The sequence below is a fragment of the Streptomyces cyaneus genome (assembly GCF_004028635.1).
GTDB lineage: Bacteria > Actinomycetota > Actinomycetes > Streptomycetales > Streptomycetaceae > Streptomyces > Streptomyces cyaneus.
Map to the genome: position 1 here is coordinate 21,721 of NZ_RQJW01000007.1, position 25,406 is coordinate 47,126.

The following is a 25,406-nucleotide window of genomic DNA, read 5'->3' on the forward strand; positions in this document are numbered from 1 at the left end:
GCTCTGCCTCACAGCCCTTCCTCACAGCTGCTCCACCATCCCCGCCTCGTACGCCACGATCGCCGCCTGCACGCGGTTGCGTACGCCCAACCGGTCCAGTACCGCGCTCACATACGCCTTCACCGTGCCCTCGACGAGGTGCAGCCGGGCGGCGATCTCCGGGTTGGACAGGCCCGCGCCGACGAGCCCGAGCACCTCTCGCTCGCGCGGACTGAGCCCGGCCACGCGCGCGCGTGCGGCGGCCTCGCGGCCGAGTCGCCCGTCGCTGCCGCCCAAGCCGTCGATGACGTACCGCGCCACCTTCGGCGAGAGGAAGGCGGCGCCGCCCGCCACCGCCCGTACACCCGCGATCAGTTCGTACGGGTCCCCCGACTTCAGCAGGAAGCCGGTGGCGCCGCCGCCGAGTGCCCGGGCCACGTAGGCCTGTTCGGAGAAGGTGGTGAGCATCGCCACGGCCGTGCCGGGGACGGTCCGTACGATCTCCTCGGCCGCCGCGAGCCCGTCCAGGCGGGGCATGCGGATGTCCAGCAGGGCCACGTCCGGCCGGTGCGCCCGGGTCAGCTCGACCGCCTCGCGCCCGTCCCCCGCCTCCGCGACGACCTCGGTCTCACCGCCACTCGCCAGGATGGCGCGCACACCGGCCCGCACCATCGCCTCGTCGTCGGCCAGCAGTACGCGGATCACCGTGCGAACTCCTCATCTGCGGAAGGGCGTTGAGACAGGCCGGCCCTCGGGATCACGTCCTTGGCGACCAGCCGTTCCTCGTCGTCGAAACAGAGTCTGAAGTGGTCGACGGAGACGAGGAGTTCGCCGCTCGCGCGGTAGTAGCGGCAGTCGCTGTCCTTCGGGGGAGGCACGGGCGCGCGCTCCACGGGCGCGTCGCGCACGGTGCGGTCCGGCAGGACATGAGCGAGGTCACGGACCGACGTCCCGAGCTGCAGCTCGGCGTAGGCCGCGGGCGGCAGCACCGAGTGCGTCTCCGTGTACGCGTACCAGGCGAACCCCCCGCCCACGAGCACGACGCCCGCACCGACCGCACCCACGAGGGCGAGGGCGATGCGACGGCGAGCCTGGGTGAAGGGCGCGGCATACGGGGCCGGGCTCGGCGTCGGCGTCGGCGTCGGCCGTACCGTCGTAGCGACAGCCTGCTCGGGGACGTACGCCCGCACCCGGAAGCCGTCCCCGTACGGACCGGCCTCGAAGTCGCCGTCGACGGCGGTGACGGCGGCGCGGAGGGATTGCAGGCCGGTGCCGCCGGAGCGGGTCGGCGTGACCGGCGCCCCCTCGGCGACCATCACACCGTCGGCCATCACACCGTCGGCCATCACGCCCTCGGCCATCACGCCGCCAACCGACGAGCCCCGTCCGCTCGTCACCGTGACCGTCGTACCGTCGGCTTCCCTTTCCTTGGCCGCTGCCACGGTGACCTCGGCACCCGGCGCATGCCGGGCCGCGTTGGTCAGCGCCTCGCGGACCACCCGGTACAGGACTCGCTCGGCGACCCCGCCCGGTTCCGGCGGGGAGTGGACCGTCTCCCACCGCACCGGCAGCCCCGACTCGGCGGCGCGTGCCACGAGTTGCTCGACGGTCTCCCCCGGCGGAGTCAGTGAGAGCGGCTCGTCCTCCTCCTCGCGCAGGACGCCGATGATGCGGTGCAGCCGGTCGGTGGCGTCGGCGGCGGCCGCGCGCAGGTCGGCGGCGGCGGTGCGGTGGTGGTCCGGGAGGTCGGGGGCGACCTGGAGGGCGCCCGCGCGCAGGGCGATCAGGCTCAGCTCGTGGCCCAGGGAGTCGTGCATGTCCTGGGCGATGCGGGCGCGTTCGCGCAGCCTGGCCCGCTCCTCGGCGATGCGCTGCTCGCCCTCCAGCCGCGCGGCCCGCGTCCAGCCCGCCTCGGCCAGCTGACGGCTCTGCCGCCAGTAGCGGCCACCGAGCCAGGGGAACACGCAGCCGAAGAGCAACGTGCCCGTCAGCACCACCCATTCCGGCGCCGGATCGACCCCGAGGAGCGCGATCCTCGCCGTACCGAGACAGCCGACGCCCGCGAAGACGACCGCCGCCGGGCGCACCCGCTCCGCACGCAGCCCGAGCAGGAGCGCGAAGACGCCGAGCGCCGGGCCGTAGGAGACGGTGAACAGCGCAGGGGCGGCGGCCAGACTCAGTACGGCCGTCAGCCCGAAGGCCACCAAGGGGCACCGCCGGGCCACGGCGACGGCGGCGGTCAGCACGACCAGCCCCGCCACCTGCTGCCACACGGCACGCGGCTCGTTCAGCCCGAGACGGTCGGCCGTGAGCGCGGGCAGCGCGAGGGCGGCCCAGAGGAGGCAGGCCCGCCGTATTCGAGGACGTTCCATCCGCCCGACGCTACAAGCGGCCGGCGGGGAGCCACTGCTGCCGATCGTCAGGTGCGGAACGACCCTCTGATGTCAGGTGGCGACCACCGCACCCCGCAACCACCACACCGCGCAGCCACCACACCCCGCAGCCACCAACGCACCGGCACCACCACCTACCCACCCGACCGCCACCGACATGGCAGGATCGGAAGGCCATGACTGCGCCCACGAAACCCCCGCACAGCCACCGCGCCGACGCCGGCTCGGACGTCCCCCTCGCTCAGCCTCTGCAAGAAACCGTCATCGACTGGTTCGACGAGAACGCCCGCGACCTCCCCTGGCGGCGCCCCGAGGCCGGCCCCTGGGGGGTGATGGTCAGTGAGTTCATGCTGCAGCAGACGCCCGTGAACCGCGTCCTGCCCATCTACGAACAGTGGCTCGCCCGCTGGCCCCGCCCCGCCGACCTGGCCAAGGAGGCCCCCGGCGAGGCCGTGCGCGCCTGGGGCCGGCTCGGCTACCCGCGCCGCGCGCTGCGGCTGCACGGCGCCGCCGTCGCCATAGCGGAACGGCACGGCGGGGACGTACCGACCGACCACGCCCAGCTCCTCGCGCTGCCCGGCATCGGCGAGTACACGGCGGCCGCGGTGGCCTCCTTCGCGTACGGGCAGCGGCACCCCGTACTGGACACCAACGTCCGCCGGGTCTTCGCCCGTGCCGTCACCGGCGTGCAGTACCCGCCGAACGCCACCACCGCCGCCGAGCGCAAGCTCGCCCGCACCCTGCTCCCCGACGACGAGCGCACCGCCGCCCGCTGGGCCGCCGCCTCCATGGAACTCGGCGCGCTGGTGTGCACGGCGAAGAACGAGGCATGCCACCGCTGCCCGATCACCGCGCAGTGCGCCTGGCGGCTCGCGGGCAAACCCGAGCACGACGGTCCGCCGCGCCGCGGCCAGACGTACGCCGGCACCGACCGCCAGGTGCGCGGCAAGCTGCTCGCCGTACTCCGCGAGGCCCACGTGCCCGTCCCGCAGGCGGCGCTCGACCGCGTGTGGCACGAGCGGGTGCAGCGCGCCCGTGCGCTGGACGGCCTTGTCGCGGACGGTCTGGTGGAGCCGCTGCCGGACGGGATGTACCGACTGCCGCTGACCTGATGCACGCCCTGGCCGGCAAGCCGGCCTGACGCACAGTCACATCACAGCCGTGGGGCCTCTGCAACACACAACACGCGGCAGTCGCAGGGCCGCCGCGCGGCTATTACCCCACCAAATCACCCCATACCGACTCCAACCGATCGGCCGTTTTACCCCTTTCCTGATTCCGTTACACAACCGACGGACAGCCGAGCGCTAGCCGCAGGCTGCTTCGCACAGCGCCGTGACAACGCCTCCGTAGCTTCATTTCCGTACCCGACAGACGGGCACGACTACGAACCACAGGCAGTGAGACCGACGGCGAACGGGCCGGCCGGACACGGGGAATCGGAGGCGGTCAACATGGCGCAGGGAGAGGTGCTCGAGTTCGAGGAGTACGTCCGTACCCGGCAGGACGCGCTGCTGCGCAGCGCCCGCCGACTGGTCCCGGACCCGGTGGACGCCCAGGACCTGCTGCAGACGGCGCTGGTGCGGACGTACCACCGCTGGGACGGCATCGCGGACAAGCGGCTCGCGGACGCCTACCTGCGCCGCGTCATGATCAACACGCGCACCGAGTGGTGGCGGGCCCGCAAGCTGGAGGAGGTGCCGACCGAGCAGCTCCCGGACGCCTCGGTCGACGACTCCACCGAGCAGCATGCCGACCGCGCCCTACTGATGGACATCATGAAGGTTCTGGCACCGAAGCAGCGCAGTGTCGTAGTGCTGCGACACTGGGAGCAGATGTCCACGGAGGAGACGGCCGCCGCCCTCGGCATGTCGGCCGGAACGGTCAAGAGCACGCTGCACCGGGCGCTCGCCCGGCTCCGCGAGGAGCTGGAGAGCCGCGATCTGGACGCACGCGCGCTGGAGCGTGAGGAGCGGGAGCGTTGCGCGGCCTAGGCACGACAGCGGGCGGCACCGGGCGCCCGGGCAGGACCGGGCACACGGACAACGGTGACAGAGGCACGGACGGGGATTCCGAGGACGTCGGCCCCGCCCGCCCCGGGCCCGCACCCGCCCGGGGGACCTTGCAGGCGGCGTTCACGGCGGTGGCCGTGGTCGTCGCCCTCGCCCTTTTCGCCTCCGCGTGCGCCACCGGCGGCACCGGCGCCCGCGACGAGGGGCCGGCGCACGACGCGGCGGGCGGCTCGGCCGTCTCGGCGTCGCTCGCGGCATCTCCCTCCGCCTCGGCCGCCCCGGACCCGGCGGAGGCCGTCCGCCTGGTCAAGGCGGACCCCAAGGTCTCGGCGGAGGTCAAGCGCGAGCTGAAGCCGTGCGTGTCCGACGACTATCCCGTCGACGTGTCCTACGGCGATCTGACCGGCGGCCCGGCGGACGACATCGTGATCAACGTCCTGTCCTGCGGCGACGAGATCAGCGTCGCCTCGTACGTGTACCGCGAGCAGCGCGGCGCCTACCGCAATGTCTTCAAGGCCGAGGAGCCGCCGGTCTACGCGGAGATCGACCGCGGTCTGCTGGTGGTGACCAAGCAGGTGTACGCCAAGGACGACGCGCTGTCGAACCCGTCCAGCGAGTACGTGATCCAATACCTGTGGACCTCCGACCGCTTCGTCCAGAAGCACCGCTGGCGCACCGACTACGGCACCCTCGGTGGCGGTGACGAGTCGGCGGCGCCCGACAGCTGAGGGCCGTCCGCGACAGCGGTGAACGCATCGGCCGGTCCACGCGTCCCCCAAGTGGACACGCACGACGCACCCCCGAGTACACACGGCATACGGCATACCGCACACGACACACGGCATACGAGGACTGAGAGCACCGGGATGGCAGACCAGACCCACGTTCTGTTCGTCGAGGACGACGACGTCATCCGCGAGGCCACCCAGCTCGCCCTGGAGCGGGACGGCTTCGCGGTCACCGCCATGCCCGACGGGCTGTCGGGCCTGGAGGCGTTCCGGGCGGACCGGCCGGACATCGCGTTGCTGGACGTCATGGTCCCGGGACTGGACGGCGTCAGCCTGTGCCGCCGTATCCGTGACGAGTCGACCGTGCCGGTGATCATGCTCTCGGCGCGCGCGGACTCGATCGACGTGGTGCTGGGCCTGGAGGCGGGCGCGGACGACTACGTGACCAAGCCGTTCGACGGTGCCGTGCTGGTCGCGCGGATCCGCGCCGTGCTGCGCCGCTTCGGGCACGCCGGCCGCGACGACCGGGCGGACGACGCCGGATCGGCGGCCACCGGCGGGGTGCTGACCTTCGGCGATCTGGAGATCGACACCGAGGGCATGGAGGTGCGCAGGGCCGGGCAGCCGGTGGCGCTCACGCCGACCGAGATGCGACTGCTGCTGGAGTTCTCCTCCGCGCCGGGCACGGTGCTGTCGCGGGACAAGCTGCTGGAGCGCGTGTGGGACTACGGCTGGGGCGGGGACACCCGTGTCGTCGACGTCCATGTGCAGCGGCTGCGGCAGAAGATCGGCCAGGACCGCGTCGAGACGGTCCGCGGCTTCGGCTACAAGTTGAAGGCCTGAGCGGGGCGGGCATGAGGGGGACGTTTCGACAGCCGGCCGCGTCAGGCGCCGGGCACTCGGGCCTCACTGACTCGACGGACATCGCGGGCCAGGCCGTGATCGGCCGTACGGGCACGCGCGCGAGCAGACGCATGGGCAGCCGGGTCGCCATTCGTACGGGTCTGAGATGGAAGCTGAGCGCGGCGATCGCGCTGGTCGGTGCGCTCGTGGCGATCGTGCTGAGCCTGGTCGTGCACAACCAGGCCCGGGTATCGATGCTGGACAGCGCGCGCGACCTCGCCGACGAGCGCATCCAGATCGCCCAGCGCAGCTACGAGCAGTCCAAGCGGCTGAACTTCCCCAACGCCACGATCGACGACCCGGAGCTGCCGGCGGCGCTGCGGGAGAGGGTCGAGGAGGGTCGGCGGGCGACGTACGTGACCGACACACCGAGCGGTGCGCCGGACATCTGGGCGGCCGTGCCACTCAACAACGGGCATGTGCTGTCGCTGCGCAGCGGCTTCACCGATCGCAGCGATCACATCCTCAACCGCCTCGACCAGGCCATGATCATCGGCTCCATCTCGGTCGTCCTCGGCGGCAGCGCGCTCGGCGTGCTCATCGGCGGGCAGCTGTCGCGCCGGCTGCGCAAGGCCGCGGCCGCGGCGAACCAGGTCGCGAGCGGCGAGCCGGACGTGCGGGTGCGGGACGCCATCGGGGGTGTCGTACGGGACGAGACCGACGATCTGGCGAGCGCGGTGGACGCCATGGCGGACGCGCTGCAGCAGCGGCTGGAGGCGGAACGCCGGGTCACGGCGGACATCGCGCACGAACTGCGCACCCCGGTGACGGGACTCCTGACGGCGGCCGAACTCCTGCCCCCCGGCCGACCCACCGAACTGGTCCTGGACCGGGCGAAGGCCATGCGTACGCTCGTCGAGGACGTCCTGGAGGTGGCCCGCCTGGACAGTGCCTCGGAGCGGGCCGAGTTGCAGGACATCATGCTGGGCGAGTTCGTCAGCCGGCGGGTCGCGGCGAAGGACCCCGCCATCGAGGTGCGGGTCGTCCACGAGTCGGCGGTCACGACCGACCCGCGGCGCCTGGAGCGGGTGCTGTTCAACCTGCTGGCGAACGCTGCGCGGCACGCCAGGCCGCCGATCGAGGTCACCGTCGAGGGCCGGGTCATCCGGGTCCGCGACCACGGCCCCGGTTTCCCCGAGGACCTGCTCGCCGACGGTCCCAGCCGCTTCCGCACCGGCAGCAGTGACCGCTCGGGCCACGGCCACGGCCTCGGCCTGACGATCGCGGCAGGTCAGGCCCGGGTCCTCGGCGCCCGCCTGACCTTCCGCAACATCCGCCCGGCGGGCGCCCCGGAGCATGTTCCGGCGGAGGGCGCGGTGGCCGTCCTCTGGCTCCCGGAGCACGCGCCCACGAACACCGGGAGCTACCCGATGCTGCCGTGAGCCCCTCACGGGTCTGCCGAGGGGCTCACCCGAACGACTTCGAGAAGTCGAGCTCCTCACTCCGCTCGGTCAGCGAGTACCAGTTGCCGTTGTCGTCGCGGAAGATCGCCTCGATGCCGTACGGCCGCTCCTGGGGCTCCTGGATGAACTCCACCCCGCGCGCCCTGAAGGTCTCGTAGTCCCCCCGGCAGTCATCGGTCCGGAACGCCCCCGCCCCGATGACCCCCTTCCCCACCAGCGTCTTCAGCGCCGCGGAGGACTCGGGGTCGAGCCCCGGCCCATCCAGACTCATCAGCGCGAGCTCGACATCGGGCTGGTCCTTGGCGCCCACGGTGACCCACCGCATCTCGCCCATGGAGAGGTCGTTCCGCACCTCGAAGCCGATCTTCTCGGTGAAGAACGCCTTGGTGCGCTGCTGGTCAAACGTCCATACGGTGGTGATGCCGAGGCCCTTGATCATGACGCTGCTCTCCCGTGCTCTGGCTTGCTTGTCGTTCCTCTCCGTCACGGTAGGCAGGGGCGCGGTCAGCACGCTTCTCCAGAGTTGCTCTCCTGCGCGTGCGCCTCTCCCCCACCCTCGCGCCGCCGAAAACCCCCGGCCCACAACATCGCGTAGCACCCCGGTATCAACGCGGCCCCGCGCCCGACGTGCTTCTCCCGGTACTCGGTCGGCGTCATCCCGGTCCGCGCCTTGAACTTCGCCGAGAACGTACCGAGGCTGCTGAACCCGACCAGATGGCAGATCTCCGTCACGGTCAGATTGGCGCCCCGCAGATACTCCTCGGCCCGCTCGATCCGCCGATGCGTCAGATACTGCCCCGGCGTCTGCCCATACGCCGCCTTGAAGGCCCGCACAAAGTGATACCGCGAGTACCCGGCATGCGCGGCAACGGCATCCAGGTCGAGCCCGGGATCGGCCCAGTCCCGATCCATGGCGTCCTTAGCCAGCCGCAACTGCCGCACCTTGCCCATGCACCCGATGGTGACAGGCCCCACTGACAACGCCACGGGCTTCGCCTGAGAGCCTCACGGCGGCGGTCGCTTCCTGGCGCCGGTCCAGGCATTCCAGCCCGTCCGGCGTTTGAGGACGAGGCCGTTCAGGCCGACGGGGGTCCAGGGGGCGGAGCCCCCTGGCGGGGTCGAAGGGGCGGAGCCCATTCAAGGACGGGAAGGGTAGGGGCGGCGGGGGCGAACAAAAAGGCAAGGCCCCCGGGGACAGAACACACCCGAGGGCCCCGCACACACCGCCCAACTCAGACGGCCTCCACCACCGCAACCTTGGCCGCAGAATCGTCCGCAGCCCCAGCATCCCCCTTAGGCCCCGCCCCCTTGAGCGGCACCTCCTTCACAAACACAGCCGCCAGCAAAGCCACCACAGCAACCACGGCCCCCAGCAGAAACGCCGAATGCGTCCCAGCCGACACCGCATGCTGATACGCCTCCTTCACAGCGACCGGCAACCTCTCCAGACCCGCCGCATCCAGCTGCGCCGACTGCTCGGTCACCTTCGCCCCCAACGCCCCGCCCCGCTCGGCCATGACGTCCTGCACCCGGCTGTTGAACAGCGCCCCCATGATCGCGACACCGAACGACGACCCGAGCGTACGGAAGAGCGTGGTGGAGGAGGACGCGACACCCATGTCCTTCATCTCGACACTGTTCTGCGCGACCAGCATCGTGATCTGCATCAGACAGCCCATGCCGAGCCCGACCACGGCCATGTACACACCGGACGTGAACTGACTGGTCCCGGTGTCCATCAGCGACAGCAGATACAGCCCGACGATCATCAGCACACTGCCGACGACGGGGAATGCCTTGTACCGCCCAGTGTTCGTGGTCACCCGCCCCGCGACCATCGAGGTGACCAGCATCGCCCCGAGCATCGGCAGCAACAGCAGCCCGGAGTTGGTGGCGGTGGCGCCCTGCACCGACTGCTGGTACAGCGGCAGGAACAACGTCGCCCCGAACATCACGAACCCGGTGATGAACCCGATCACCGACATCAGCGTGAAGTTCCGGCTGCGGAAGATGTGCAGCGGTACCACCGGCTCCGCCGCCTTGGTCTGCCAGAACACGAACCCGACGAGCGCCGCGACCCCGATCCCGATGAGCTCCATGATCACCGCGGACGTCCAGGCGTACTCCGTACCGCCCCACGTGGTGACCAGCACGATCGCGGTGATCCCCACGGTCAGCAGCGCCGCCCCCAGATAGTCGATCCGCGCCTGCGTCCGCTTCTTCGGCAGATGCAGCACGGCACTGATCGCGGCGAGCGCGACGACGCCGAGCGGCAGGTTGATGTAGAAGGCCCAGCGCCAGCCCCAGTGGTCGGTGATGGTGCCCCCGACCAGCGGCCCGCCGATCATCGCGAGCGCCATCACGCCGGCCATCATGCCCTGGTACTTGCCCCGCTCCCGCGGCGGAATCAGATCACCGATGATCGCCATGACGCCGACCATCAGACCACCGGCACCGAGCCCCTGCACCGCCCGGAACGCGATCAGCTGCCCCATGTCCTGGGCCATGCCGCTCAGCGCGGACCCGATCAGGAACAGCACGATCGACAACATGAAGACGCCCTTGCGCCCGTACATGTCGCCGAGCTTGCCCCACAGCGGAGTGGAGGCGGCGGTCGCCAGCGTGTACGCCGTCACGACCCACGAAAGATGCTCCAGACCGCCCAGATCACCCACGATCGTCGGCATCGCGGTGCCCACGATCATGTTGTCGAGCATCGCGAGCATCATCGTGATCATCAGCGCGAGCAGCACGACCCGTACGCTCTTCGGCTGTTTCCCGCCCGGCTCCGCCGACTCCGACTCAACTGACTTTGTGTCCGCCATGATTCCCACTCCCCCGGCCACTTGCTGCACTTACTTGCCGCCCGGCTAGTTGTCTACACTCAGGGAAGGTAGGCGCGTAACTAGCCGGGCGTCAAGTAAGTTTTATGGAAAGCCGAGGAGTACGAGGATGGGTGGCACCATGGACGGCACCAAGCAGCGGCGCCGCGGGAACACCCGCCAGCGCATCCAGGACGTGGCCATCGAACTCTTCGCCGAGCAGGGCTACGAGAAGACCTCCCTGCGCGAGATCGCCGAGCGCCTGGAGGTCACGAAGGCGGCCCTGTACTACCACTTCAAGACCAAGGAAGAGATCATCGTCAGCCTCTTCGAGGACCTGACACAGCCGATCGAGGACCTGATCGAGTGGGGCAGGCAGCAGCCGCACACACTCGAGACGAAGCACGACATCGTCCGCCGCTACAGCGAGGTCCTGACCGACGCCGCCCCACTCTTCCGCTTCATGCAGGAGAACCAGGCGACGGTCCGTGAGCTGAGCATCGGCGAGATGTTCAAGAACCGCATGCTCGGCATGCGGGACATCATCATCGACCCGGACGCCGACCTCGTCGACCAGGTCCGCTGCATCAGCGCCCTGTTCACGATGCACGCCGGGATGTTCGTCCTGAAGGACCTCGAAGGCGACCCCGAGGAGAAGCGCAAGGCCGTCCTCGAGGTCGCCACGGATCTGATCACCCAGGCGCACAAGGGCTCCTGAGCGGCTCAGCGACTCAGATCTTCAGACCCTTGGCCCGCAGGAAGGCCACCGGGTCGACCGCGGTGCCGTAGTTGGCGGTCGTACGGATCTCGAAGTGCAGGTGCGGCCCGCTGGAGTTACCGGTGTTGCCGGACTTGGCTATCTGCTGTCCGGTCTTGACGACCTGGCCGACCTTCACGTCGATGCGCGACAGGTGGGCGTACTGGGAGTAAGACCCGTTGCCGTGCTTGATGACGACGGCGTTGCCGTACGCGGGACCGTCACCGGCGCCGTTGCCGCCGGCCTTGACGACGGTGCCACCGTGCGCGGCCACGACCTGGGTACCGCTGGCGACGGCGAAGTCCTGCCCGCTGTGGGTGGACTGCCACATGCCGCCCGCCTGGGCGAAGCTGGCGGACTTCGTGTACTTCTTCACCGGGCTCACCCAGGAGACGGCCTTCTTCGCGGGAGCCTTCTTCGCGGCGGCCTGAGCCTGTACGGCGGTGGAGACACCGGTGGCGGAGGTCATCTCGGCGGCGACCGCGCCTCCGGCGCCCAGCACGACCGAGGCCCCCAGGCCGGCGGCCAGCACAGCGGCACGGTTGCGGATCGAGGACGTACGGGACGAACGGAACGAGAAGCGCGGGGACATTCGAAACCTCATGGGGACGACGACAGAGAAAACCACCCGGCGCACAAGTCCTCGCCGAATGGCCATCCCTTGGTAACCCGGCTCCCCTCGAACCCCAAAACCCCTGATCTACGACGGACGCTAGTACTCCATAACAAAAATCCCCGGATCTTGACAGAGCAGTCAATACGGACGAACCGGTACTGACGCCGAATTTGGCCGCCGAGCTTCAAGGGGAACGTCCCTTTTGTCCGTAATCCCGTTTCCACTATTCCCGCTAGTAACGGACAAATCGCCTGTGCGGCATGTCACCGCCGAGCGCAATCGCGAGACCTCGGAATGTGACGGGCGCTACGCCTCCCCCTCCGCCTTTCCGCAACAAATCCGCACCCAACTATGTGAGCGACGCCTCAAGTTGAGCTACCGTCCGGTAACCCGCTGGTTCCCCACCAGCCACCCACGCCCACGAACATGCACGCGACAACCCAGCGCACATGACGTGAGAGGACCCCCCCACATGACGCTTCGCCCCTGGGCTCGCCGAATAACGGTCAGCACCGTCTCCGCGGCAGCCCTCGTGGCACTCGCGGTCCCCGCCGAAGCCGCGACGACCGTGACCAGCACCTCGACCGCCGCCACTGCCACCGCCACCAGCACGGCAGCGACGGCCTCCGCGGCGGATGTCGACTACGACACCTGGCAGAAGGACTGCCAGGCGGTGATGGACCAGGCGCTGCCGTACCTGAAGCAGCGGATCGCGAACACCAAGCCGGGTGAGAAGCAGGCGATCGTCTTCGACATCGACAACACCACCCTGGAGACGGACTTCGGCTTCAGCTACCCGCAGCCGGCCAACGCGCCGGTCCTGGAGGTCGCCAAGTACGCCCAGGAGCACGGCGTCTCCCTGTTCTTCGTGACCGCCCGCCCCGGCATCATCTACTCGGCGACCGACTACAACCTCAAGTACGTCGGCTACAAGGTCTCGGGCCTCTACGTGCGCAACTTCATCGACCTCTTCAAGAACGTCGCCGACTACAAGACGGCCCAGCGCGCCGCCATCGAGTCGAAGGGCTACACGATCATCGCGAACGTCGGCAACAGCGCCACCGATCTGTCGGGCGGCCACGCCGAGAAGACGTACAAGCTGCCGGACTACGACGGGCAGTTGTCGTAAGCCACCCCGTCTTGGCCCGTCTGGGCCCGTCTTGGCCGGCCTTGGCCCGTCCCGGGCATGCGAAAGGGGCCGGTGCTGGAAAGCACCGGCCCCTTTCTTCGGCTCAACCCTAGGAGGGTCAGGCGTCCTTGCTCAGGTTCGGCCCGGTTCCACCGGCCGCCTGCTCGATCGGCGGGACGTCCGGCAGCGCCGACTTCTCCTCACCACGGAAGGTGAAGGTCTTGGTCTCGCCCTCGCCCTCGGTGTCCACGACCACGATGTGACCGGGGCGCAGCTCGCCGAAGAGGATCTTCTCCGACAGCGAGTCCTCGATCTCGCGCTGGATCGTACGGCGCAGCGGCCGGGCGCCCAGCACGGGGTCGTAACCCTTCTTGGACAGCAGCTCCTTGGCGGACTGGGAGAGCTCGATGCCCATGTCCCGGTCCTTCAGGCGCTCGTCCACCTTGCCGATCATCAGGTCGACGATCCGCAGGATGTCGTCCTGGGTCAGCTGCGGGAAGACGACCACGTCGTCGACGCGGTTGAGGAACTCGGGGCGGAAGTGCTGCTTGAGCTCGTCCGACACCTTGTTCTTCATGCGCTCGTAGTTGGTCTTCGTGTCACCCGAGGCCGCGAAGCCCAGGTTGAAGCCCTTGGAGATGTCCCGGGTGCCGAGGTTGGTCGTCATGATGATGACCGTGTTCTTGAAGTCCACGACCCGGCCCTGGGAGTCGGTCAGACGACCGTCCTCCAGGATCTGCAGCAGCGAGTTGAAGATGTCCGGGTGGGCCTTCTCGACCTCGTCGAACAGGACGACGGAGAACGGCTTGCGGCGGACCTTCTCGGTCAGCTGGCCACCCTCTTCGTAGCCCACGTAGCCGGGGGGCGAACCGAAGAGACGCGAGACCGTGTGCTTCTCGCTGAACTCCGACATGTCGAGGGAGATCAGCGCGTCCTCGTCACCGAAGAGGAACTCGGCGAGCGCCTTGGACAGCTCGGTCTTACCGACACCGGACGGGCCGGCGAAGATGAACGAACCACCCGGGCGCTTCGGGTCCTTCAGACCGGCACGCGTACGGCGGATCGCCTTCGACAGCGCCTTGACGGCGTCGACCTGGCCGATGACCCGCTTGTGGAGCTCGTCCTCCATGCGGAGCAGGCGGCTGGACTCCTCCTCGGTCAGCTTGAAGACCGGGATACCGGTGGCCGTGGCGAGGACCTCGGCGATCAGCTCGCCGTCGACCTCGGCGACGACGTCCATGTCGCCGGCCTTCCACTCCTTCTCCCGCTTGGCCTTGGCGGCCAGGAGCTGCTTCTCCTTGTCGCGCAGGGAGGCGGCCTTCTCGAAGTCCTGCGAGTCGATCGCGGACTCCTTGTCCCGGCGGACACCGGCGATCTTCTCGTCGAACTCGCGCAGGTCCGGCGGCGCGGTCATCCGGCGGATACGCATCCGGGAACCGGCCTCGTCGATCAGGTCGATCGCCTTGTCCGGCAGGAAGCGGTCCGAGATGTACCGGTCGGCCAGGGTGGCGGCCTGGACCAGCGCCTCGTCCGTGATGGAGACCCGGTGGTGGGCCTCGTAACGGTCGCGCAGACCCTTGAGGATCTCGATCGTGTGCGGCAGGGACGGCTCCGCGACCTGGATGGGCTGGAAGCGGCGCTCCAGGGCCGCGTCCTTCTCCAGGTGCTTGCGGTACTCGTCCAGCGTGGTCGCACCGATGGTCTGCAGCTCTCCACGGGCCAGCATCGGCTTCAGGATCGAAGCCGCGTCGATGGCGCCCTCGGCGGCACCCGCACCGACCAGCGTGTGGAGCTCGTCGATGAACAGGATGATGTCGCCGCGGGTGCGGATCTCCTTGAGCACCTTCTTCAGGCGCTCCTCGAAGTCACCGCGGTAGCGGGAGCCGGCGACCAGCGCGCCGAGGTCCAGGGTGTAGAGGTGCTTGTCCTTGAGGGTCTCGGGCACCTCGCCCTTGACGATGGCCTGGGCGAGGCCCTCGACGACGGCGGTCTTGCCGACGCCGGGCTCACCGATCAGGACCGGGTTGTTCTTGGTACGGCGGGACAGCACCTGCATGACCCGCTCGATCTCCTTCTCGCGCCCGATGACCGGGTCGAGCTTGGACTCACGAGCGGCCTGGGTGAGGTTCCGGCCGAACTGGTCGAGGACCAGGGACGTCGAGGGGGTGCCCTCGGCAGGCCCGCCGGCGGTGGCGGTCTCCTTGCCCTGGTAACCGGAGAGCAGCTGGATGACCTGCTGCCGCACCCGGTTGAGATCTGCGCCCAGCTTGACCAGGACCTGGGCTGCCACGCCCTCGCCCTCGCGGATCAGGCCGAGCAGGATGTGCTCCGTGCCGATGTAGTTGTGGCCCAGCTGAAGGGCCTCGCGGAGCGACAGCTCCAGGACCTTCTTGGCACGGGGGGTGAAGGGGATGTGCCCGGACGGGGCCTGCTGCCCCTGCCCGATGATCTCCTCCACCTGCTGGCGGACCGCCTCGAGCGAAATCCCGAGGCTCTCAAGGGCCTTGGCGGCGACACCCTCACCCTCGTGGATCAGGCCCAGGAGGATGTGCTCGGTGCCGATGTAGTTGTGGTTGAGCATCCGGGCTTCTTCCTGAGCCAGGACGACAACCCGCCGCGCGCGGTCGGTGAACCTCTCGAACATCGTTAATCGCTCCTCAGAGCGGTCAGGCAGTGGGGGGAACTTCCCCTCCCTGTCCTTCCGCAGCTTAGTCCCGCAAGCGGGGACCGCTCATTCCAACTGCCGACACCGTCGATGGCCTCCTGACCCCGCTAACGCCGACATCTGCTCCAACCCGATGGTGCGAGACGATGTTCCCGCAGGCCAGGTGGTTACCCTCACCATCAGTACGCCGATGGCGAACGTAAGACCCACTGTCCTGCGTGTCGCCCCCTCCCACTAGGGATGTCTTACCCGCTGGGACTGACACTCCATGCCGCGCCCCCCGGTTCCCTCCGCTACGGGCGAACAACCTTGCGCCACCCCACACCCCCGAGCGCCCCCTCTTTCAGCACTCTGCGCATTCACCAGAACACCCAGCGTAACCCGCACGCCCATTCGGCGGTTGCACCTGGCATGGTCGGCACCCGCTCCGCGGTCACCACGGACTTCGCCACGATCCCCCTTCCCCGTCGGCCGCTCGATCCGAGCGATCAGGTCCGCCGGTGGTACGAGAACGAACTGGGCTGGCCGGTGGTGCCCGCCACTCCGGGAATCCCCCTGAGCCTTCGCGTGGGTCTGCGCTTCGACGTCCTGGACGTCCCGGCGGAGGCGGGCCGCGCAGCACTGCGCCATCTGACGCCTCATTCCCCGGTGGCCGTCCGGGGCGAGCGGATGCGGCTGCTCATGTCCGCGGGCAGCGCGGAGGAGGTGCCGGGCGTGCTGGACTGGCTGGAGTGGGGCACGCTGCCCCTGGACCTCACGACGCTCGGCGAGGGCGACCTCATGGAGGCGCCCCTGCCACCCGAGCAGGGGCCGGTCATGACCGTACGGCCTCTCGATACGCGATTCGATACGCGATCGAAGCAGGCCGTACGACGTCCTTGCGTGCCAGAGCCCGGCGCGGTGCGGCCGCTTCCCCTGAGCCGCTCCGATGCCGTGCAGGGGGCCGCCGTGTGGCTGCGGCCCCCCGAGCCTGGGGGCGAGGTCGAGGCCTCGCTGCCGACACTGTCGGCCATGGGGGGCGGTGGGGGCGCCCCCGACCTGGTGCGTCTTCTGAACACGGTGGCAACGCAGTGCCACCGCCTGCGACTGCGACGCGGGTGCGCCCAGTCTTCGGCCTGTCCGTAGATCAGGCGTTGGCCTTCTCGTAAGCCTCGCGAATGGACGCCGGAACGCGGCCGCGGTCATTGACCTCGTAACCGTTCTCCTTCGCCCACGCGCGGATCTGCGCGGTGTCCTGGCTGCCACCGGAAGCGGCGCGCGCCTTTCCACGCCCACCCGAAGCGCGGCCTCCGGTACGACGACCGCCCTTCACGTAAGGGTCGAGAAGGCCGCGGAGCTTGTCCGCATTGGCAGTCGTGAGATCGATCTCGTACGTCTTGCCGTCCAGCGCGAACGTCACGGTCTCGTCCGCCTCGCCGCCGTCGAGGTCGTCGACAAGAAGGACCTGAACCTTCTGTGCCACCGGATTTCCTTTCATCGATAACTTGAGGGCCGGGGGTCTGCGGCGTCCGCCGTTTCGCCGTCCCCTGTTATATGCAGTACTGCAGTACGTCGGAAAGCAAACCGCTTTTGCTGGAAAAACACAAACCCCCGGGAGAGACCCATGGTCCGACCCCGGTCCGGAAACATGCGCGTTTCGGACATAGGGCACCTGGGCAGGGTCACCCGCCGGAATAGAGGGCGGCGATCACAGATGCAGAAGCATCCGGCTGTTGCCCAAGGTGTTCGGTTTCACTCGTTCGAGACCGAGGAACTCCGCCACGCCCTCGTCATAGGAACGCAGCAGCTCCGCGTAGACATCGGTGTCCACCGGAGTCTCGCCGATCTCGACGAAGCCGTGCTTGGCGAAGAAGTCCACTTCGAAGGTCAGGCAGAAAACCCGGCGAACGCCGAGCCAGCGAGCGGTGTGCAGCAACTTCTCCAGCAACTGATGACCGACGCCGGCCCCCTTCAGGCCGGGCTTCACCGCCAGAGTGCGGACTTCCGCCAGGTCTTCCCACATCACGTGCAGGGCGCCGCAGCCGACGACCTCGCCGTTGTCGTCACGTTCGGCGACCCAGAACTCCTGGATGTCCTCGAAAAGCGTCACCGTGGCTTTGTCGAGCAGGATGCGACGCTGGACGTACTCGTCAAGGAGACGACGCACCGCCTCGACATCGCTGGTGCGGGCCCGCCGGACGGTGATGGCTTTTGCGGTGACTTCTGGGCTCTCCGCCGAGGAGCTCTCGGCCGAGTGGCTCTCTGCTGACATGAGCGGACGCTATCGCCCGTCGGGCTCCTGCGCCGAGCCGGGGTTCTCACTGCGGGTATCGGTACGGGTATCCGGGCTGGTATCGGCGCTGGTATCGCCGCTGGTATGGGGCGCCGTATCGGTGCCGGTTGTATCGGTGCCGCCGGTATCGGTGCTCGTAACGCGTGTATCGGGCGGTTGCGCGGGTTCGGGCGTTTCCGGGCCCTGGACCATGCGTACGGCGGCCCGCAGGGCTGTGCGCTGTTCCTCGCTCATCATGCCGAAGAAGGCGACGAGTGCGGCGGCGGGGTTGTCGCTCTGCGACCAGGCGTCGTTCATCAGGGCGGCGGCGTAGGCGGCTCGTGTGGAGACCGCCTCATATCGATAGGCCCGGCCTTCCGCTTCGCGGCGTACCCAGCCCTTCTGATGGAGATTGTCCAAAACGGTCATCACCGTGGTGTACGCGATGGACCGTTCCTGCTGGAGATCTTCCAGGACTTCTCGAACGGTCACCGGGCGGTTCCACTTCCACACCCGCGTCATGACCGCGTCTTCGAGTTCTCCCAATGGGCGAGGCACAGTTCAGCACAATAGTGGGAGATCTGGATGTTTGCGCCTCGAACGGGCACTTCACCTGGCAAACGGGAAGAAAAAGGGCGTACGACTCGGAAAGCGCTGGGGCTTGGAGTCGTACGCCGTTGAGCGGGCCGGCGCCCCTGACTCAGGCGTCCGGGTTCGCGGGGGCCTGGCGGGTGGCCTCCACGCGCGCGAGGGCGGCGTCCACGGCCGCGTCCTCCTTGGCCTTGTTGGCTCCGCCCTGGGTCTTCACGATCACCCTGATCAGACCGATGAAGAACACGGCCATGACGGCCGGGGGGAGGAGTGCGGAGACGTAGTCCATGCGTCCAGGGTAGCCAGGGGGTGGGGCTCGGGCGGGGTGGGGGTTGGGGGTGGTTCGAGTGGTCTCCGCCCTGTGGTCGCCGTCAGCCTGCGGCGAGCTGCTGGGGCGGGTTCGTGGGTGGTGGGGTCGGTTTGCGGCGCGGGAAGACCTCGCCGGGGGTGGGGATGGGGCGCGTCGGCTTCGGGGCGGCGGGGGTGGGCTCGGGGCCGGGGGCGGGCCTGGGGGCTGCCGGCTTTTCGGCGGGCCTCTTCCGGGGCTGCTTGCCGGGTTCCTGGCCGGCATCCTGGCCGGGGAGGTGTACCGCGGGGCTGGGCGCACCGTCGGAAAGGCCTCCAGGGAGGGCCAGGAAGCGCGTACGGGAGCCGGGGATGGTCGGCGTGACGCGGGGAGCCGGGTGGGTGACACCGCGCGTGAGGCGGGCTTGTACGTCCTGCTCGGCGAGTGCCCGGCAGCGGCCCAGGAGGGTTGCGGCGGTGGGGTTGCCGCGCAGGGCCCGAAGGGCTGCGAGATCGTCGGGGGTCGGGTGGTACCCGGCGGCCAGGGCCTCCTCGAGGAGGGTGAGGTAGCCGGCTGCGGTGCCGGGGAGGGTGGCACGGCAGCGGGCGAGGTCGGCCACCAGGAAGGCACGCATCCGGGCGCCCTCGCGGATCGCCTCGTCGAGCGACTCGGCGAGGCGGAGACAGTCCTGGACGTCTTCGGCCGAGGCGGGGCTGGGGTGGAGGGCGAGGGCGAGAGCGCGGCGGAGCACACGCAGCTCCTCCACGCCGAACGCCATGCCGCCGCGGGATCCGTATGGCGTGGGCATGCGCCGACGATACGCGCTAATCAGACAAACGCGGCATAAGGGGGGTGGGTGTGGCGTGGGGAGCCACTCGGGTGGTGGGGGTGCGCGTAGCGCCAACGGTCGGTGGGTGGGTCGGGGCCGCGCCGGGGGGTGTCCGTCCTCGGACCGGCGGTCCCCTTAGGCCAAGAAATGCTGCGTGTTGACGCCGGCCACTGCGGGCGGACACCCCCCGACACGTCCCCTTGCCACCATGGGCGGCTGCGAGCCCGTGGGGGTACGCCCGCCGAGGGCTCTGGCGCTGACGGTCACTTCCCGGCGCAGGCCCGCATCATCCAGCCCGTCTGGGGGTGCCCCCTCTGGGGGAGTTTGAGGACGAGGCCCCTTCAGGGCCGAAGCGGGGGTCTGGGGGCCGCAGGCCCCCAGAGGGCCGCGCGTTGGCGCCGGGCGCCTGGCAGTCGGGGGTGACTGGCAGGCGCGGCCCGACCGACGGAGTCACATGCGGGAGACGTTGCGTTCGTAGACCAGGCGTAGGCCGATCAGGGTCAGCCACGGCTCGTGTTCGTCGATGACCGAGGACTCGCCCAGGACCATCGGCGCCAGGCCGCCCGTCGCGATGACCGTGACGTCCTCGGGGTCCTCCGCCAGCTCGCGGGCCATGCGGCTGACCACGCCGTCCACCTGGCCTGCGAAGCCGTAGATGATGCCGGCCTGCATCGCCTCGACCGTGTTCTTGCCGATCACGCTGCGCGGGCGGGCCACCTCGATCTTGCGGAGTTGGGCACCCTTGACGCCGAGTGCCTCGACCGAGATCTCGATGCCGGGGGCGATGACACCGCCGACGTACTCGCCGCGCGCGCTCACCGCGTCGAACGTCGTCGCCGTACCGAAGTCGACGACGATCGCGGGGCCGCCGTAGAGCTCCACGGCCGCGACCGCGTTGATGATGCGGTCGGCGCCGACCTCCTTCGGGTTGTCCGTCAGGATCGGTACGCCCGTCTTGACGCCCGGTTCGACCAGGACCGCGGGGACGTCGCCGTAGTAGCGGCGGGTCACTTCGCGTAGTTCGTGGAGGACCGAGGGGACGGTGGCGCAGATGGCGATTCCGTCGATGCCGTCGCCCAGTTCCTCGCCGAGGAGCGGGTGCATGCCCATCAGGCCCTGGAGGAGGACCGCCAGTTCGTCGGCCGTGCGGCGGGCGTCCGTCGAGATGCGCCAGTGCTCGACGATGTCCTCGCCGTCGAAGAGGCCGAGGACGGTGTGGGTGTTGCCTACGTCGATTGTGAGGAGCATGCCCGTTACCTACTCCGCCGCTCGCAGGTCCAGGCCGATGTCCAGGATCGGCGAGGAGTGGGTGAGGGCCCCTACGGCCAGGTAGTCGACGCCCGTGTCCGCGTACGCCTTGGCGTTGGCGAGGGTCAGGCGGCCCGATGCCTCGAGTGCTGCCCGGCCGTGCACGATCGCCACCGCCTCCTCGCACTCGCCCGGCGTGAAGTTGTCCAGGAGGATCAGGTCCGCGCCCGCGTCCACCACCTCGCGGAGCTGGTGCAGGGTGTCCACCTCGACCTCGATGGGGAGGTCGGGGAAGGCTTCGCGGACCGCCTTGAAGGCCTGGGCCACGCCGCCTGCGGCCACTACGTGGTTGTCCTTCACCAGGGCCGCGTCCGACAGGGACATGCGGTGGTTGACTCCGCCGCCGCAGCGCACCGCGTACTTCTCCAGGGAGCGCAGGCCCGGTGTCGTCTTGCGGGTGTCGCGGACCCGCGCCTTCGTGCCTTCCAGTACGTCCGCCCACGCGCGCGTGGCCGTCGCGATGCCCGACAGGCGGCAGAGGATGTTCAGTGCGCTGCGTTCGGCCGTGAGGAGGTCTCGGGTGCGGGTGGTGATCGACAGGAGCTTCTGGCCTGCCGTCACCTTGTCGCCGTCCTCCACGTGGCGCTCCACCTCGAACTCGTCCTCGCAGACGATCGAGACGACCGCTTCGGCGACCCTGAGGCCCGCCACCACGCCCGCCTCACGTGCGACGAAGTCGGCGGTGGCGGTCGCCTCTTCGGGGATCGTGGCGACCGTCGTCACGTCCACGCCGTGTGCCAGGTCCTCCTGGATGGCGACGTTGGCGATGTCCTCGATCTCGACCGGGTCGAGGCCCGCGTCGGCCAGCAGCTGGGCGAGCGCGGGGTCGAGGCCGCACTCCAGGTACTCCTCGTCGGCACCGCAGGCGCAGTCGTCGCCGCAGCCGCCGGTCGAGGCGAGGGGAAGGTCGGGGGTGGTCACTTCTGTCACTGCTCCTGGGGCCGGGTCGGGGGGAAGTCTGCGGTGTCGGTGGTGTGCACGGCCAGTGTGCGGTCGGGGTTCAGACGTACGACGATGTGGCGGCGCCAGGTCGTGTCGTCGCGGTCGGGCTCGTCCTCACGCCAGTGGCAGCCTCGTGTCTCCTCGCGCAGTTGTGCGGCGGCGACCAGGACTCGGGCCACGCACATGAGGTTGGTGGCCTCCCAGGTGTCGACGCCGGGCTCGGCGGTCTTGCCGTTCTCCACGAGGGCGTCCCGGGCGTCGGTGTGCAGCTGCTGGATCTGCTCGGCGGCCTTGCCGAGGGAATCGGCGGAGCGCAGGACACCGGCGCCCTCCGTCATGATCCGCTGGATCGCGAAGCGGGCCTCGGCCGCGAGCAGGGGGTGCTCGGGGGTCTCGGGGTACGGCACCGGGTGCGGTACGCGCGCGTGGAGGCCGTTGGCCGCCCGGGACGCCGCGATGTCCTCCACGATGCGCTCGGCGTAGACCAGGCCCTCCAGGAGGGAGTTGGAGGCCAGGCGGTTGGCACCGTGCACGCCCGTGCAGGCCACCTCGCCGCACGCGTACAGGCCGGGGACGGTCGTACGGCCCTGGGAGTCGGTGCGGACGCCCCCGGAGGCGTAGTGGGCGGCCGGGGCGATCGGGATGGGGTCGTGCACCGGGTCGATGCCGTGGGCGCGGCAGGCGGCGAGGATCGTCGGGAAGCGGTGTTCCCACATGTCGGCGCCGAAGTGGCGGGCGTCGAGGAACATGTGCTCGGCGTCCTGCTCCTGCATGCGGCGCATGATGCCCTTGGCGACGATGTCGCGGGGCGCCAGTTCGGCGAGTTCGTGCTGGCCGATCATGAAGCGGACGCCGCCTGCGTCGACCAGGTGGGCGCCTTCGCCGCGTACGGCTTCGGAGACCAGGGGCTGCTGGCCCTCCGCGTCCGGGCCGAGGAACAGGACGGTGGGGTGGAACTGGACGAATTCCAGGTCGCTCACCTCGGCGCCCGCGCGCAGGGCGAGAGCGACTCCGTCGCCCGTCGACACGGACGGGTTCGTCGTGGCCGAGAAGACCTGGCCCATGCCGCCGGTCGCCAGGACCACGGCGGGGGCGTGGACCGCTCCTACGCCGTCGTGCTGGCCCTCGCCCATGACGTGCAGGGTGACGCCCGCCGTACGGCCCTCTGCGTCCGTCAGGAGGTCGAGGACGAGCGCGTTCTCGATGGTGCGCAGGCCACGCGCGCGTACCGCCTCGACGAGGGCGCGGGAGATCTCCGCGCCGGTCGCGTCGCCGCCGGCGTGGGCGATACGGCGGCGGTGGTGGCCGCCCTCCCGGGTGAGCTCCAGGCCGCCTTCCTCGGACTCGTCGAAGTGCGCGCCGGTCTCGATGAGGCGGCGTACGGCGTCGGGGCCCTCGGTGACGAGGATGCGGACCGCGTCCTCGTCGCACAGGCCCGCGCCCGCGACCAGGGTGTCGTCGAGGTGCTGTTCGGGGGTGTCGCCCTCGCCGAGGGCCGCGGCGATGCCGCCCTGGGCCCAGCGGGTGGAGCCGTCGTCGAGGCGGGCCTTGGTGACGACGACGGTCGTCAGGCCGGCGGCCTCGCAGCGCAGGGCTGCGGTGAGGCCGGCGACCCCGGAGCCGACGACCACGACGTCCGCGGAGATGGACCACCCGGGCGCGGGCGCGTGCAGTCGTATGCCTGTGCTGGTCACGAGGCGGCTCCGAAGGTGAGGGGGATGTTGTCGATCAGCCGGGTCGTCCCGACCCGGGCGGCGACGGCGAGGACGGCCTCGCCGGTGAAGTCGTCCTCGATCTCCGTGAAGTCGGACGGGTCGACGAGCGCGAGGTAGTCCAGTTCGAGCGGCGGGTCGAGGCGGGCGGCCTCGTCGATGACCAGGCGGGCGGCGGCGCGGACGGCCGCCGCGGCGCCGGGGACGGCCTTGGCGACGGCATGTGCGTCGGCCGCCGCGCGGGACTCCCCTATGGCACTGAGCGCTTCCGCACGCGCGCGCGTGGCGGGAACTTCACGTGCACGCGCGCGCAGCGCCTCCTGGGCCGCATGCCGGTCGCGGCCGGCGAACAGCGCCTGGGAGAGCGCGAGTGCCGTGTGCCGTTCCTTGGGCGAGAGGTAGCGGTTGCGGCTGGAGAGCGCGAGGCCGTCCTCCTCGCGCACGGTCGGGACGCCCACGATCTCGACGCCGAAGTTCAGGTCGCGCGCCATGCGGCGGATCAGGGCGAGCTGCTGGGCGTCCTTCTGGCCGTACAGGGCGACGTCGGGGCGGGTGAGGTGGAGCAGCTTGGCGACGACGGTGAGCATGCCGTCGAAGTGGCCGGGGCGGGAGCCGCCTTCCAGGCGCTCGCCCATGGGGCCGGCGCTGATGCGCACCTGGGGCTCGCCGCCCGGGTAGACCTCGTCGACGGCAGGGGCGAACACGGCGTCCGCGCCCGACTGTTCGGCGATCTTGAGGTCGGCCTCCAGGGTGCGCGGGTAGCGGTCGAGGTCCTCGCCCTTGCCGAACTGCAGCGGGTTCACGAAGACGGTGACGACGACCTCGCCGTCCGGTCCGGCGATGCCGCGCGCGGTGCGGATGAGGGTGGCGTGGCCCTCGTGCAGGGCGCCCATGGTCATCACGACGGCGCGGCGGCCGCTGCGCACGCGCGCGTGCAGTTCGTCGGCGGTGCGCAGCAGGGCGGTGGTCATCGGGCATCTCCCTCGGCGCCGTTGGTCCCGGTGGCGAGTACCCCGAGAAGGTCCTCGGCGAGTTCCGGCTTGAGCAGTCCGTGGGCGAGCGCCCGGTCGGCGGTCGCGCGTGCCATCGCCAGATAGCCGGCGACGGTCTGCGGGGCGTGCCGGCGCAGCTCCGTCACGTGCGCGGCGACGGTGCCCGCGTCCCCGCGCGCGACGGGGCCGGTCAAGGCCGCGTCGCCGGAGCGCAGCGCGTTGTCGAGGGCGGCGCCGAGCAGCGGGCCGAGCATCCGGTCGGGGGCCGCCACGCCGGCCTCGCGCAGCAGCTCCATGGACTGGGCGACCAGCGTCACCAGGTGGTTGGCGCCCAGCGCGAGCGCCGCGTGATAGAGCGGGCGCATCTCCTCGGCGATCCACTCCGGTTCGCCGCCCATCTCGATGACGAGGGCCTCGGCGGCCAGCCGCAGCTCCTCGGGCGCGGTGACGCCGAAGGAGCAGCCGGCCAGGCGCTGGACGTCCACCGGGGTGCCGGTGAAGGTCATCGCCGGGTGCAGGGCCAAAGGCAGCGCGCCCGCGCGCAGGGCGGGGTCCAGGACCTTCGCGCCGTACCGCCCGGAGGTGTGCACCAGCAGCTGGCCCGGCCGTACGGCCCCCGTCTCGGCGAGGCCCTCGACCAGCCCGGGCAGCGCGTCGTCCGGGACGGTCAGCAGCACCAGCTCGGCGCGGGCGAGGACTTCGGCGGGCGGTACGAGCGGCACGTCGGGGAGGAGCTGCGCGGCCCGTCGCCGGGAGGCGTCGGAGACCCCGGAGACGGCCACCGGGCGGTGCCCGGCGAGCTGGAGGGACGCGGCGAGCGCGGGGCCCACGCGGCCTGCGCCGACGACACCGACGGTGAGCCGCGCGGGGCGGTCCTTGGGATCTGGCTGTTGGCTTGTACTCACGCGACGGAGGCCTTCCCGTTCCAGTCCGCTCGGGGTACCGGACGATTTCTCGTCATGTTAACGCGATCGGTTGGAGGGGCGTCCGGTTGTCCACAGGCTGTGGGTTATCGCACGCCGTTCGGACGGCGGTTTGGGGGCTGCGGGTGGGTGGAAATGCGGGTGCTCGCGTGCGTGGGCGCACGG

25 protein-coding genes are annotated in these 25,406 nt (G+C 70.1%); 8 read left to right on the forward strand and 17 right to left on the reverse strand.

The features are described 5' to 3' along the window. Window positions 1-21: 21 nt before the first annotated feature. Together EHO50_RS25510 and EHO50_RS25515 are read right to left on the reverse strand one after the other, a co-directional pair. Complete coding sequence (locus EHO50_RS25510) at window positions 22-684, reverse strand: response regulator transcription factor (protein ID WP_128433555.1); 663 nt, start codon at window positions 682-684, stop codon at window positions 22-24. Beyond that, complete coding sequence (locus EHO50_RS25515) at window positions 681-2,351, reverse strand: sensor histidine kinase (protein ID WP_128433556.1); 1,671 nt, start codon at window positions 2,349-2,351, stop codon at window positions 681-683. The genes EHO50_RS25510 and EHO50_RS25515 overlap by 4 nt, the downstream gene beginning before the upstream one ends. Before the next feature lie 197 nt (window positions 2,352-2,548). Here EHO50_RS25515 and EHO50_RS25520 point away from each other — a divergent pair, with 197 nt between their 5' ends. The 5 genes from EHO50_RS25520 (at window position 2,549) to cseC (ending at window position 7,397) form a co-directional block, all read left to right on the forward strand. Further along, a complete protein-coding gene (locus tag EHO50_RS25520; RefSeq protein ID WP_128433557.1) occupies window positions 2,549-3,484 on the forward strand; it encodes an HhH-GPD family protein in 936 nt (311 codons plus the stop codon). 342 nt (window positions 3,485-3,826) lie between these two features. Continuing rightward, window positions 3,827-4,366: a SigE family RNA polymerase sigma factor gene (locus tag EHO50_RS25525; protein WP_003999062.1), complete on the forward strand. Its 540-nt coding sequence runs from the start codon at window positions 3,827-3,829 to the stop codon at window positions 4,364-4,366. Between the two features lie 128 nt (window positions 4,367-4,494). After that, window positions 4,495-5,112, forward strand: a complete 618-nt coding sequence (locus tag EHO50_RS25530) for a hypothetical protein (protein WP_128434009.1) — start codon at window positions 4,495-4,497, stop codon at window positions 5,110-5,112. A gap of 138 nt (window positions 5,113-5,250) precedes the next feature. Beyond that, a complete protein-coding gene (gene cseB / locus EHO50_RS25535) occupies window positions 5,251-5,955 on the forward strand; it encodes a two-component system response regulator CseB (RefSeq protein WP_128433558.1) in 705 nt (234 codons plus the stop codon). Continuing rightward, window positions 5,844-7,397 carry a two-component system sensor histidine kinase CseC gene (cseC, locus tag EHO50_RS25540; RefSeq protein ID WP_425472271.1) on the forward strand — a complete coding sequence of 518 codons (1,554 nt, stop codon included), beginning with the start codon at window positions 5,844-5,846 and terminating at the stop codon, window positions 7,395-7,397. The genes cseB and cseC overlap by 112 nt, the downstream gene beginning before the upstream one ends. 25 nt (window positions 7,398-7,422) lie before the next feature. On the opposite strand, the gene EHO50_RS25545 is transcribed toward cseC, so the two are convergent. The 3 genes from EHO50_RS25545 to EHO50_RS25555 all read right to left on the reverse strand — a co-directional run bounded on the left by EHO50_RS25545 (window position 7,423) and on the right by EHO50_RS25555 (window position 10,243). Further along, entirely contained in the window at window positions 7,423-7,857 is a 435-nt protein-coding gene (locus EHO50_RS25545; protein WP_128434011.1) for a VOC family protein, read from the reverse strand. A gap of 65 nt (window positions 7,858-7,922) precedes the next feature. Beyond that, window positions 7,923-8,369, reverse strand: a complete 447-nt coding sequence (locus EHO50_RS25550) for a helix-turn-helix transcriptional regulator (protein WP_128433559.1) — start codon at window positions 8,367-8,369, stop codon at window positions 7,923-7,925. Between the two features lie 281 nt (window positions 8,370-8,650). Further along, window positions 8,651-10,243, reverse strand: coding sequence for an MDR family MFS transporter (locus EHO50_RS25555; RefSeq protein WP_128433560.1), 1,593 nt, complete (start codon window positions 10,241-10,243; stop codon window positions 8,651-8,653). 127 nt (window positions 10,244-10,370) lie between these two features. Between EHO50_RS25555 and EHO50_RS25560 the strand changes: the two genes are divergently transcribed. Then, entirely contained in the window at window positions 10,371-10,958 is a 588-nt protein-coding gene (locus tag EHO50_RS25560) for a TetR/AcrR family transcriptional regulator (protein WP_128433561.1), read from the forward strand. A gap of 13 nt (window positions 10,959-10,971) precedes the next feature. On the opposite strand, the gene EHO50_RS25565 is transcribed toward EHO50_RS25560, so the two are convergent. Continuing rightward, a complete protein-coding gene (locus tag EHO50_RS25565; RefSeq protein WP_128433562.1) occupies window positions 10,972-11,589 on the reverse strand; it encodes a M23 family metallopeptidase in 618 nt (205 codons plus the stop codon). A 496-nt stretch (window positions 11,590-12,085) separates the two neighbouring features. Between EHO50_RS25565 and EHO50_RS25570 the strand changes: the two genes are divergently transcribed. Beyond that, on the forward strand, window positions 12,086-12,742 hold the full coding sequence (locus EHO50_RS25570; RefSeq protein WP_128433563.1) for an HAD family acid phosphatase: 657 nt from the start codon (window positions 12,086-12,088) through the stop codon (window positions 12,740-12,742). A gap of 118 nt (window positions 12,743-12,860) precedes the next feature. Here EHO50_RS25570 and EHO50_RS25575 read toward each other — a convergent pair whose 3' ends face one another. Then, window positions 12,861-15,386 (reverse strand): ATP-dependent Clp protease ATP-binding subunit, encoded by a 2,526-nt coding sequence (locus tag EHO50_RS25575; protein ID WP_128433564.1) that lies wholly within the window; start codon window positions 15,384-15,386, stop codon window positions 12,861-12,863. A gap of 432 nt (window positions 15,387-15,818) precedes the next feature. Here EHO50_RS25575 and EHO50_RS25585 point away from each other — a divergent pair, with 432 nt between their 5' ends. Beyond that, on the forward strand, window positions 15,819-16,532 hold the full coding sequence (locus EHO50_RS25585) for an SCO3374 family protein (RefSeq protein ID WP_128433565.1): 714 nt from the start codon (window positions 15,819-15,821) through the stop codon (window positions 16,530-16,532). A 1-nt stretch (window position 16,533) separates the two neighbouring features. Here the strand turns inward: EHO50_RS25585 and EHO50_RS25590 are convergent, their stop codons facing one another. From EHO50_RS25590 to EHO50_RS25635, 10 genes are all read right to left on the reverse strand, one after another. Continuing rightward, window positions 16,534-16,869 carry a histone-like nucleoid-structuring protein Lsr2 gene (locus EHO50_RS25590; protein WP_030959275.1) on the reverse strand — a complete coding sequence of 112 codons (336 nt, stop codon included), beginning with the start codon at window positions 16,867-16,869 and terminating at the stop codon, window positions 16,534-16,536. 225 nt (window positions 16,870-17,094) lie between these two features. Beyond that, a complete protein-coding gene (locus tag EHO50_RS25595) occupies window positions 17,095-17,658 on the reverse strand; it encodes an amino-acid N-acetyltransferase (protein WP_128433566.1) in 564 nt (187 codons plus the stop codon). A 9-nt stretch (window positions 17,659-17,667) separates the two neighbouring features. Further along, complete coding sequence (locus EHO50_RS25600) at window positions 17,668-18,180, reverse strand: BlaI/MecI/CopY family transcriptional regulator (RefSeq protein ID WP_246101434.1); 513 nt, start codon at window positions 18,178-18,180, stop codon at window positions 17,668-17,670. A 178-nt stretch (window positions 18,181-18,358) separates the two neighbouring features. Next, window positions 18,359-18,538, reverse strand: a complete 180-nt coding sequence (locus EHO50_RS25605) for a hypothetical protein (RefSeq protein WP_128433568.1) — start codon at window positions 18,536-18,538, stop codon at window positions 18,359-18,361. Window positions 18,539-18,620: 82 nt separating this feature from the next. After that, complete coding sequence (locus tag EHO50_RS25610) at window positions 18,621-19,313, reverse strand: hypothetical protein (RefSeq protein ID WP_128434012.1); 693 nt, start codon at window positions 19,311-19,313, stop codon at window positions 18,621-18,623. A gap of 501 nt (window positions 19,314-19,814) precedes the next feature. Further along, window positions 19,815-20,612, reverse strand: coding sequence for a type III pantothenate kinase (locus EHO50_RS25615; RefSeq protein WP_128433569.1), 798 nt, complete (start codon window positions 20,610-20,612; stop codon window positions 19,815-19,817). A gap of 9 nt (window positions 20,613-20,621) precedes the next feature. Then, on the reverse strand, window positions 20,622-21,593 hold the full coding sequence (gene nadC, locus EHO50_RS25620; protein ID WP_128433570.1) for a carboxylating nicotinate-nucleotide diphosphorylase: 972 nt from the start codon (window positions 21,591-21,593) through the stop codon (window positions 20,622-20,624). 5 nt (window positions 21,594-21,598) lie between these two features. Next, window positions 21,599-23,308 carry an L-aspartate oxidase gene (locus EHO50_RS25625; RefSeq protein WP_128433571.1) on the reverse strand — a complete coding sequence of 570 codons (1,710 nt, stop codon included), beginning with the start codon at window positions 23,306-23,308 and terminating at the stop codon, window positions 21,599-21,601. After that, window positions 23,305-24,297, reverse strand: a complete 993-nt coding sequence (gene panC / locus EHO50_RS25630) for a pantoate--beta-alanine ligase (RefSeq protein ID WP_128433572.1) — start codon at window positions 24,295-24,297, stop codon at window positions 23,305-23,307. Before panC ends, EHO50_RS25625 begins: the two co-directional genes overlap by 4 nt. After that, on the reverse strand, window positions 24,294-25,223 hold the full coding sequence (locus EHO50_RS25635; RefSeq protein ID WP_128433573.1) for a Rossmann-like and DUF2520 domain-containing protein: 930 nt from the start codon (window positions 25,221-25,223) through the stop codon (window positions 24,294-24,296). Before EHO50_RS25635 ends, panC begins: the two co-directional genes overlap by 4 nt. Window positions 25,224-25,406 lie beyond the last annotated feature (183 nt).